Source organism: Arthrobacter sp. H14 (genome assembly GCF_000520495.1).
Taxonomy (GTDB): Bacteria; Actinomycetota; Actinomycetes; order Actinomycetales; family Micrococcaceae; genus Arthrobacter_C.
The window spans coordinates 1-9,629 of the sequence record NZ_AZRX01000432.1 but is presented as its reverse complement, the minus strand read 5'-3'; the positions used below and the strand labels follow the sequence as shown (position 1 = coordinate 9,629).

The 9,629-nt window shown below is 60.3% G+C and carries 12 protein-coding genes and 1 pseudogene; 12 read left to right on the top strand and 1 reads right to left on the bottom strand.

The window, feature by feature from the left end:
- Nucleotides 1-204: 204 nt before the first annotated feature.
- On the bottom strand, nucleotides 205-879 hold the full coding sequence (locus tag Y707_RS0100640) for a metal-dependent transcriptional regulator (protein WP_026533686.1): 675 nt from the start codon (nucleotides 877-879) through the stop codon (nucleotides 205-207).
- 119 nt (nucleotides 880-998) lie between these two features.
- Here Y707_RS0100640 and Y707_RS0100635 point away from each other — a divergent pair, with 119 nt between their 5' ends.
- From Y707_RS0100635 to Y707_RS0100590, 12 genes and pseudogenes are all read left to right on the top strand, one after another.
- Nucleotides 999-2,054 (top strand): multicopper oxidase domain-containing protein, encoded by a 1,056-nt coding sequence (locus tag Y707_RS0100635; protein ID WP_253905003.1) that lies wholly within the window; start codon nucleotides 999-1,001, stop codon nucleotides 2,052-2,054.
- Complete coding sequence (locus Y707_RS0100630) at nucleotides 2,054-3,292, top strand: ZIP family metal transporter (RefSeq protein ID WP_051441492.1); 1,239 nt, start codon at nucleotides 2,054-2,056, stop codon at nucleotides 3,290-3,292. The genes Y707_RS0100635 and Y707_RS0100630 overlap by 1 nt, the downstream gene beginning before the upstream one ends.
- A 122-nt stretch (nucleotides 3,293-3,414) precedes the next feature.
- Nucleotides 3,415-3,561: pseudogene (locus tag Y707_RS29365) on the top strand (IS3 family transposase); the annotation flags it as partial.
- Between the two features lie 381 nt (nucleotides 3,562-3,942).
- The gene (locus Y707_RS22265) at nucleotides 3,943-4,449 is read left to right on the top strand and encodes a YihY/virulence factor BrkB family protein (RefSeq protein ID WP_081744526.1); all 507 of its coding nucleotides are present in this window, start codon (nucleotides 3,943-3,945) and stop codon (nucleotides 4,447-4,449) included.
- 85 nt (nucleotides 4,450-4,534) lie between these two features.
- Nucleotides 4,535-4,768: a DUF4235 domain-containing protein gene (locus tag Y707_RS33195; protein WP_333782821.1), complete on the top strand. Its 234-nt coding sequence runs from the start codon at nucleotides 4,535-4,537 to the stop codon at nucleotides 4,766-4,768.
- The gene (locus tag Y707_RS32445) at nucleotides 4,765-4,893 is read left to right on the top strand and encodes a DUF4235 domain-containing protein (RefSeq protein ID WP_333782820.1); all 129 of its coding nucleotides are present in this window, start codon (nucleotides 4,765-4,767) and stop codon (nucleotides 4,891-4,893) included. The genes Y707_RS33195 and Y707_RS32445 overlap by 4 nt, the downstream gene beginning before the upstream one ends.
- A gap of 52 nt (nucleotides 4,894-4,945) precedes the next feature.
- On the top strand, nucleotides 4,946-5,368 hold the full coding sequence (locus Y707_RS0100615) for a phage holin family protein (protein ID WP_026533683.1): 423 nt from the start codon (nucleotides 4,946-4,948) through the stop codon (nucleotides 5,366-5,368).
- Nucleotides 5,365-5,850 carry a DUF3618 domain-containing protein gene (locus Y707_RS22255; protein ID WP_051441491.1) on the top strand — a complete coding sequence of 162 codons (486 nt, stop codon included), beginning with the start codon at nucleotides 5,365-5,367 and terminating at the stop codon, nucleotides 5,848-5,850. The genes Y707_RS0100615 and Y707_RS22255 overlap by 4 nt, the downstream gene beginning before the upstream one ends.
- 55 nt (nucleotides 5,851-5,905) lie before the next feature.
- Nucleotides 5,906-6,832 (top strand): hypothetical protein, encoded by a 927-nt coding sequence (locus Y707_RS0100605; protein ID WP_026533682.1) that lies wholly within the window; start codon nucleotides 5,906-5,908, stop codon nucleotides 6,830-6,832.
- 12 nt (nucleotides 6,833-6,844) lie between these two features.
- Complete coding sequence (locus Y707_RS22250; protein WP_051441490.1) at nucleotides 6,845-8,032, top strand: SRPBCC family protein; 1,188 nt, start codon at nucleotides 6,845-6,847, stop codon at nucleotides 8,030-8,032.
- Between the two features lie 484 nt (nucleotides 8,033-8,516).
- Nucleotides 8,517-8,834: a hypothetical protein gene (locus Y707_RS22245; RefSeq protein ID WP_051441489.1), complete on the top strand. Its 318-nt coding sequence runs from the start codon at nucleotides 8,517-8,519 to the stop codon at nucleotides 8,832-8,834.
- A gap of 386 nt (nucleotides 8,835-9,220) precedes the next feature.
- Complete coding sequence (locus Y707_RS0100590) at nucleotides 9,221-9,484, top strand: hypothetical protein (RefSeq protein ID WP_026533681.1); 264 nt, start codon at nucleotides 9,221-9,223, stop codon at nucleotides 9,482-9,484.
- Nucleotides 9,485-9,629: the final 145 nt, after the last annotated feature.

Genomic DNA, 9,629 nt, shown 5'->3' with positions numbered 1-9,629 from the left:
AGAACCAATTAGCTATCGCATAGCAACTGGGCTGCTAGCGGGGGCCCAACCACCAGCGATGACAACACCCATCTGCTAAGTGTTGCAATCACCGCACGAACCCGATGTTCCTCCACTGCGACACGCAGATTCGTCTCTTATTTTTGAGCGGCTGATTCGACTGTGGTCTTTCCACGGTGTGTTCCTGGCCGTGTCGAGAGTTTGTTAGGAGGTGGTGACCCATATGGCGTTGGCGGCTGCCGGGCCGAGGTCTATGTTTTTTTGTTGGCCGGAGAGGGTGATGGTGGTGGCGTCGGTGTAGGGGCGTTGCTCCTGGATAGTGAGCCGCGCGTCGGGGGTCAGGCCGATGTCGGAGAAGTATCTGAGCATTGCGGGGTCGGCGTCGGAGATCCGGACGACAGTTACTTCACCTTGCGGTTCCGCGTGGCGGAGTTGGATTGCGCCGGGGCGGTGTGGTTGGCCGTCGGCGGAAGGTATGGGGTCTCCGTGTGGGTCGCGTGTGGGATGCCCTAATCGTTGGTCGATGCGTTCGATCATGGTGTCCGAGACGGCGTGCTCGAGGACTTCGGCTTCATCATGGACTTCGTCCCAGCCATAGCCAAGGACCTGGACCAGGAAGGTTTCCAGGAGCCGGTGCCTGCGGACCATGTCCACGGCATGCGCGGACCCGGAAGGGGTGAGTTCGATAGTCCCGTACGGGGCGTGGGTCACAAGGCCCTGATCCTTGAGCTTTTTGATGCTGTCCGACACGGTGGAGGGCCGCACTCCCATGCGTTCAGCCAGCGCTGTGACCGTGATCGGGGTTGCTGACCATTCGGTCGCAGTCCAGATGAGCTTCAAGTAGTCCTGGGCGGAATTGGTTAGGTCGGATACCGGCATGCAATCAAGCTTATCGGAGGGCAACGGGTGAGTTGGGCTGCTGCAAGAACATTAGTACGCTCTTGCCGACTTCGATGTTAGGCTTGCCGAACTTGGATGTTCGATAGATTGGATTAGTGATGAAGCGACCTCTGCACTCCGCATCGGTGATGCCCAGCCGGCGCGGGATGCTTTTCGGTGCGGCCGCGGCGGCCGCAGTGCCCTTGTCGATGCTCGGCCGGGGCCAGGCAGTAGCTCAGCAGGACCCGATGGACCACACCACGATGGCCCCGGGTTCGGCGTCCAATCATGGAGGGCATGCTGGGTTCCCGTCGGGATCGGTCCCGCCTGGGCGGGCAGGCTTTGATCCAACGGCGATCCTGCGTGACTTCGATAAGGGCACAGTCAGTACCCTGCCCGATGGCAGGACCTTGCGTGAATGGGACATCACGGCCTACGACCGGGACATAGAAATAGCGCCGGGAGTGACCTTTCCCGGATGGACCTATAACGGCAGGATTCCGGGTCCCAGCTTGTGGGCGCGGGAGGGTGATGCCCTGCGCATTCACTTCACCAACGCCGGTTCCCACCCGCACACCATCCACTTCCACGGAGTGCACCGGGCCGAGATGGATGGAACCGCCGGGATTGGTGCCGGATCGATCCTTCCCGGACAACGTTTTACCTACGAGTTCGATGCCGAACCATTCGGCACCCACCTTTATCACTGCCATCAGTCGCCGCTGGCCCCGCACATCGCCAAAGGCCTCTACGGGGCGTTCATCGTCGAACCGAAGGCCGGCAGGCCCGAAGCTGACGAAATGATCATGGTCATGAACGGCTATAACACCGACGGTGGTGATGACAACGAGTTCTACTCAGTGAACGGGCTGCCGTTCCACTTCATGGACCATCCCGTGCAGGTCACAAAGGGACAACTGGTGCGCATCCATCTGATCAACATCCTCGAATACGACCCCATCAACTCCTTCCATGTGCACGCAAACTTCTTCCACTACTACCCGACCGGCACGTCCTTGACCCCGAGCGAATACACCGACACCATCATGCAGGCACAGGGACAACGCGGAATCCTGGAGATGCGCTTCCCCCATCCGGGCAAGTACATGTTCCACGCCCATAAAACCGAGTTCGCTGAACTGGGCTGGATGGGCTTTTTCGAGGTCAGCGAATAATGACCCGCCTCGAGACCGCACCACACAAAGCGGAGAAAACGACGAAGATACCACGCTGGGTCCTGGGCCTTGGACCACTGGTGTTGATCGCTGCACTGATCGCACTGTTCAGCCTGCTCAATGCGCCCGGCCTGACAGGTCTTGGCGACGACAGGCCACCCGAAGAAGCCGTCGTAGTCGAGAGCATCGAGCTCACCCCTGGCCAGATCACCCTGACAGTGCGCAACGAGGGCGCCGACCCGGTCACCATCGCCCAGGTCGTCGTCTCTGACTACTACGCCGGGTTCACCCAAAGCGAGAACCAGATGGCGCATCTGGAAAGCAACACCGTCACCGTCTCCTACCCCTGGGTTGAAGGTGATCCCTACGACATCTCCTTGATCACTTCAGCCGGTGGAAGAGTAGACGCCACCATCGATGCAGCCGTCCTCAGCCCGGACAAAGGCGCATCCTTCTTCGGGCTGATGGCGCTGCTCGGAATCTACGTCGGCGTCATACCCATCGGCCTCGGACTGCTATGGATGCCCTTCGTCCGCCGGTCCTCAAAAGCCTGGATCCGCGCTCTGCTCGCCTTCACCGTCGGCCTCCTCGCCTACCTCACCATCGACGCCACCCTCGAAGGAATTGAACTCGTCCGCGACAACGCCTCATACGGCGGCCCCCTCGTCGTACTCCTCGGTGCCGTCACCGCATACCTGGTCCTGGAAGGCATCGAAGGCTGGGCACACCAACGAACCACCACCCACCCAGCCACCCAACCAGCCAACATGGCAAACCCCGCCCAATTGTCACCGCAGATGCTGTCACTATTGATTGCTGTCGGCATCGGACTGCATAACCTCGGCGAAGGCCTGGCCATCGGATCCGCCTACGCTGTGGGCTCCCTCGCCCTCGGCGCGTCCCTCGTCATCGGCTTCGCGATCCACAACACCACCGAAGGCCTCGCCATTGTCACACCGCTGGCCTCACAGCGCCCACCACTGACCCGCCTCGCTACCCTCGGCCTCATCGCAGGAGCACCAGCCATCCTCGGCGCACTCATCGGAGCCACCGTCTACCAACCCACACTGGCCGCATTCCTGCTCGGCATCGGAGCCGGAGCCCTCGGCCAAGTCGCCATCAAACTCCTCCCCATGCTCCAAGACCACACCGGAAGAACCCTCACAGCCCTCACCACAGGCGGCATCATCACCGGCCTCGCCTTCATGTTCACCACAGGACTCCTCGTCATCACCTGACCAATCCCCAAACCATCAAAACTGGATCACAGCTTCCCCAAGCCACAAATCCCCCGCTTACCCCTATCGCATAAATCGTTCCGCGGGTTCTTGCGGTGATTGCAACACTTGGTAGTGCGGTTGGTTGGGTCCCCGAGCCGAAGGCGAAGAACAAGCGGCGCACTGGGCCTGGCGCCGGTGAGCAGAAGCGCCTGCGGGCCGAGTACCCCATGCATGTGGTCAGCTTCGACTTCCAATCCGATGTCACCTCCTGTGGCCGGCACATCCGGGTAGGAGTCCGGTGACTATGTGGGTTTCGCATCCGATAATGGATGCAGGAGGAAATTCACAGATTCAGGGCTGCCCTCTGCACCGGTGTACGCCGGTTTCCTATGGACCTGTGGGCCGCTGGCGTGGTCATTAAAACTCCCCTTACTGACATGAACGGTCTAGCGGGATCATTGCCGGGCCTCCTGCATAACAATAGCAAGCACCCTGATAATCATCAGTCATTGGAGACTCCCGGTCTCACGGGACGGAAACGGGCGACCGATCCCGGATCCGGAGCCATTGCTCCGGACCGTTCTGAAGCATAACCTTGAAACTGCTGGCTTCCTTGCTGGCCGTCAACCCTTAGTGACGGCGGCAGGGGAGCCTTCCCAACCGGGTCGATCGGCGGCGTCGTCGGGCTCGGTTCGGTGGCGGTACTGATCTGGAGTATCGCCAAATGGCCGGTGCTGATCTTCTTTGCCGTCCTGATGGTCGCCATCCTGTACTACGCCACTCCGAACGTGAAGCAACCCAAATTCAGATGGATGAGCCTTGGCGCATTGTTTGCGTTGATTATGCTGGCGGTGGCGTCGTTGGGTTTCTACTTTTACGTCAGCAACGTCGGCAGCTATAACGCCACTTACGGCGCCATCGGTGGCGTGATTGTGGCGCTGTTGTGGTTTTGGCTGGCGAACCTGTCGCTGCTCTTCGGCGCGGAGCTCGATGCGGAAATGGAGCGCGGGCGTCAGCTGCAGGCCGGTTTTGCGGCCGAAGAAACCATTCAACTGCCACCGCGCGACCCGCGCCAAAGCAAAAAGCTGCGGAACAAGGAAAGCGAAGAGGTGCGGCAGGGACGCGAGCTGCGCGAAAACCACGGCCGGAAGGGCGGATCCGATGAGGGCCGCTGAACTGCGCGCGGGTGGGCTGGGTTGGGCCCGGCGCAATGTTCAGACCCGTTGCCTTCAGGGATCCGAGCGTCGATAGTTCTTGACCATGAGTAAGCATGCTGTTTACTTTGTGAAGAGGAGGAGTCCCTATATGGCACGTGAACAGAAAGCAGAACCGCCTCAAGCGGTGAGCAAATCCGCGAAGATTCTGTATCGGCCCATCGGCATCGTCTCGAGCATAGCCGGAGGTCTGATCGCCGGGCAGGTCTTTAAGCAGGGGTGGAAACATGCCGCACCCGAGGCCACGATAAAGCTCCCAAGGCGCTCGATACGGGAATGACTTTCCGGGAAGTCATGATCGCAGCACTGATTCAAGGTGCGGTGTTTGCCCTCGTCAAGGCGCTCATACACCGCGGCGGCGCACGAACGTTTGAGAAAGTCACAGGAGAATGGCCCGGAAACTGACAGCTCAACAGCACGCGTACCGATGTCCTGTTCGTCGGAAGAAGGAGCAATTATGAGTCACGCTGACCACCCCGCCGAACCGTCGAAAACCTCAGAGCCTGCAGTGTCTGAGCTGGTCACGCAATTATCGGAGCAGACGACACGTCTGGTGCGCGACGAGATGCGGCTTGCACAAGCGGAACTGAAGGAGAAAGGCAAGCACGCCGGCGTCGGGGCGGGACTGTTCGGTGGTGCGGGGCTGATAGCCTTCTTCGGCGGCGCCACGTTGATCACCACCATCATTCTGGCCTTGGCCCTGCTGATACCTGCCTGGTTCAGTGCCCTGATCGTCACAGTGGCACTGTTCATTATCGCCGGTATTGCCGCACTCATAGGCAAGAAGCAAGTCAAGAAAGCCGTCCCGCCGGCGCCGGAGAGAACCATGGACAACGTCAAAGCCGATGTCAATGAAGTAAAGGAACACGGTCACCGATGAGCAAACACGCAACCCCGCATACGCCAGAACCGGGTAAGGACGCAGGTACCAGCGAGATTCAGGCTGACATTGAGACCACACGCGCCGAACTCGGCCAGACCGTTGAGCAGCTCTCCGAACGGCTCGACGTCAAGGCGCAGGCGAAACGGAAGGCCGACGCGTACAAGGCACACGCGGTGGAGGCGGTGGATTCAACCAAACGGCAGGTCCTCGGTGTCGTTGCGGCGACGGGAGCGAAAACGCGGGAACTCACGGGCAGCGGTGAAGCCGACCCCGCGGCGGACCGCAGACGCGGTGGTATCACTCTTGGATCCGCAGCGCTGTTTGTCTGTGCTCTCATTGCCGGAGTACTAATATGGCGCCGACGGGCCACAGCGCATAAGACATCGCTGCCCACGCGGGCCGACATCGTCAAACAGATGCGCTCGGCGCGGAAAAATACACTCGAATTAAGTCGAAAAACCGGCATACAACGGCGATAAATCCGGTGTATCCGTAGCCGGATGCACACACACAACCTATTTGGGAGGTTATCTGATGGATGACAAGGCGAAACTGGCAGCGATCCTGCTCGGTGGATATCTACTGGGCCGGACGAAGAAGGCAAAACTGGCACTCACTCTGGCCGGGCTGGTCGGTGGAAAGAAGCTCAGTACCAACAAGGGTGAGTTGATGAGTCAGGCGAACCAGCTGATTCAGTCCTCGCCGGAGGCGAAGAAACTGCTGGAGCAGATCACGGGCAAACTGGCGGAGTCCGCCAAGGGCGCGGCTATGGCCGGAGCAACGCGGGGCATCGAGTCCGTTAACACTAAACTGCAGCAGCGCACCGATAAGTTGAATGCGCTCAAGGCCGCCGGCGTGGAGAACGCCGAGGAATACGTTGAGGACATCGAAGACATCGCCGGCCTGGCGGAAGAAACCGGCGAGGAGGAGACCGAAACCGAGGAAGCCACGGACCAGGCCGAGGACGCTGAGGCTGAGGCTGAGGACGGCGCCGACCAGGCCGAGGACGCTGAGGCTGAGGCTGAGGACGGTACCGACCAGGCTGAAGAGACCGCCGACGTTGAGGACGAGGCTGAGGACGAGGACGGCGCCGACCAGGCTGAGGAGGACGCGGGGGATACCGCTGAAGACACCGCCGGGCAGGCCGACGACGACGAGGACGAAACCGACCAGGCTGAGGAGGTCGAAGAGACCCCCGATAAGGCCAAAAGCACCGGCGGGAAAACAAAAAGTGCAGGGACGAAAGCCGCTTCCAGCGGGACTTCCCGCGCCACTAAAGAAGCGTCGTCGGGCACCTCCACGGGCCGTAAGGCATCCGGGCCGGCGAAGTCCGCCGGTAAAGCTGCCCCGAAGAAGGCAAGTGGTACGGCGAAGAAGAGTTCCGGCAACAGCAGCGGCGGTGGCAGCTCTTCAAAGAGCGGCACCACCGGCAAGACCACTACGCGCAAGTCCTCCAAGTAAGGAGTAGCTGTTATGGCTGAAAATTCTAAGGGCTCACTCATGGAGCAGCTTCCCCTGGACTCGTTGAAAAACAGTGCCGGCGAGTACGGTAAATCGCTTGTCAACAGCACATTGGGTAAGGCTTCTGGCAAAGTCGAGGGGCTGAGCAGCAAAATCACTGACTTCGGCAGCGGTAACTCCGGGAAAAATGACGACGGGCAGGCCGGCAAGAATAAGTCGGATGACGAAGCGTCTGGGGAGGGCTCCGACGAAGGTGCCGGTGAGGATGAGTCAGAGGAGGGTGCGAAGAGTAAGAATCCTTTGAAGGCTGTCGGCCGGGCGTTTTCGTGGGCGAAGAATAAAATCACCGGCGGTGACGACGAGGATGAGGAATCGGACAGTGATGATTCTGAGGGTTCGGGCGAGGAATCCGACGGATCAGAGTCCGGGCCCGAAGCCGGCGGGGAGGAGTCCACCGGCAGCGGGGCGTCGGGGAATAAAGAGCAGAAAGTCGTCAATCTTGTGGAGTGGATTGATGTGGGTGTGCCGGTGACGGTGGCCTATAACCAGTGGACGCAGTTTGAAGAGTGGTCCGACTTCATGAAGAAGGTCGAGAATGTGGAGTTCCAGGACCAGGAGGAAGCCGGGAAACTGAAGTTCAAGGGACAGGCCTTTCTCTCACACCGGGAGTGGGAAGCCACGATCAAGGAAATGGTTCCGGATGATCGGATCATCTGGAAATCCACGGGCAAGAAGGGCCACCTCGACGGTTCGGTAACGTTCCACGAGTATGGTCCCCGGCTGACCCGGATTTGTATTGTGGTGGAGTACTTTCCGCAGGGCTTATTCGAAAAGACAGGGCAGATATGGCGTGCTGTGGGCCGGCGTGTTCGTGTGGAGATGAAGCGTTACGTCCGCCATGTGATGACGACGACCATCCTGGACCCGGATGCCGCTGAAGGATGGCGTGCGGAGATCCGCGATGAGGAAATCGTGCGCACCCATGACGAAGTCGTCGAGCAAGAAGCCCAGGAAGCTGACGATCACGGGTCCGAGGATCAGAGTGACGACGATCAGTATGAGGACGAATACGAGGACGGCGAAGAGCCGGCCGCCGATACGGAAGAGGACGACGGGGAATACGAAGAAGCCCCCGACACCGATGAGGAGCCAGAGGCGACGGAAGAAGACGAGGCCCCTGAAGAATCGAATCGGAAATAGGTAAACGATGACCATCACGGGTCAAACCCGCAGGATAATGAAGGCGAAGCTGTAGTCGAAAAAGTCGTCACAGTGGATGACCGACGAGTAATACACGAGAACAGAGGGACGAATGGTGGCAGCACAAGCAACTTCGAACCGGTCCAGGCAAGACACCGCTGAACCGGCGCAGCGGCGTCGGGCGCCGGTATCGAAGTCTGGGTCGGCTTCTGGCCGCGCCGCCGCCGGCGGGTCGCGTCCTTCTGCCTCGAAGACCTCACAACATCGTCATGCAGGGACGCCGCCACCGCGGACCAGTCAGACTGACGCACGCCCTCGTGCGGCCCCGCGTACGGGGACCGGGCGCGAGCCCGGCACCAAGCCGAGCCCGAAGCCGGACGAAACCGCGGGCACCACCGCTCAGCCGAAACCGGCCGGCACGGCAACCGAGCTGCTCAAGACCTCTGCACGGCACCTTCTTCAGGCTGCGATATCCAAGCTCGCGATGACGGCGTCGAATAAGATCGACGAGGTCGTGGACAAGCTCGAGGATGTCGTCGAGGGTAAGCTCGAAGACCCCGCCGCGAGTGGTGATCCAGTGATGAACGCTGGCCTTGGTGCCCTGCAAGCGGTCATGTCGGGCAAGAATCCGGTATGGGCGGCGCTCAAGGGTGCGTGGTCCGGAGCGAGTACCAAGACCAAAGTGATCGTGGTGCTGTGCCTGGTTCTCATCCTGCTCCTGGCGCCGGTGGTCCTGGTCGTGCTCCTGCTGGGATTGCTCGTCGCTGCCATCGCCGCAGCGATCCGAAGCGCCACTCGGTGACCACCACCGGGCCCAACGGAAGATAAGTCAGAGGCCGGGGGCCGTCCAGGATCATGGCCGAGGGCAGTTCGCCGAGCGCGACGCCGGGGAGCACCAGCTTCGAGGTTGCAGGAGCAAACCCGGCAGGCAGAACCTCGGCCTACTCGCGACTTTACTTTCGAGCTCAATGTGCTCGGCTTTATCGTGCATGGAACCCGAAGCACGGCCCAACGAGGTAGCTGGTTGAGTCCAGTTCCGCCGTGATGCGGATCCTCTCTCACCAGTGCCGCACTCTTTTGAACGAGACGGGCGAGAGAGTGACTATGCGTCCTGATTTAATGGGAAGCACGCTCGGCATATGGGCGGTCCCTAACATTTGGGACAGAGAATCAAGGGAAGGAACCAATGTGAACAACGTCAATCACCAATCATCGTCCGACAGCAATGGTGCAGCACGGACAGACCCCGGAACCGGTTCTTCGGGCCCCCAAAATCCGGCGGCCGGGGACAAGGAAAATTTCGATGACGCAGTCACCGAGCACCTCACCCGGGAAAACGACGACTCAAATGGCGAAACAGCGCGGGGAAGCGACGACGGTAAGAGAAACAACCAGCCGGCACTGCAGGAGCAGGATAATGAAGGAAACCCGGCCAAAACGGACAATGAATGACGGCCAGACCGGTTCCCTGCAGGATTTGGTTTTGGACAGCGGTGACGTCGAAAAATTCCTCGACAATCTGTCGGAACTGGCCGTCGCGCGGCTTTCCTCGCCCGGCAATGACGTTCTGTGCGGAATCACGCTGCTGCGGCCAAGG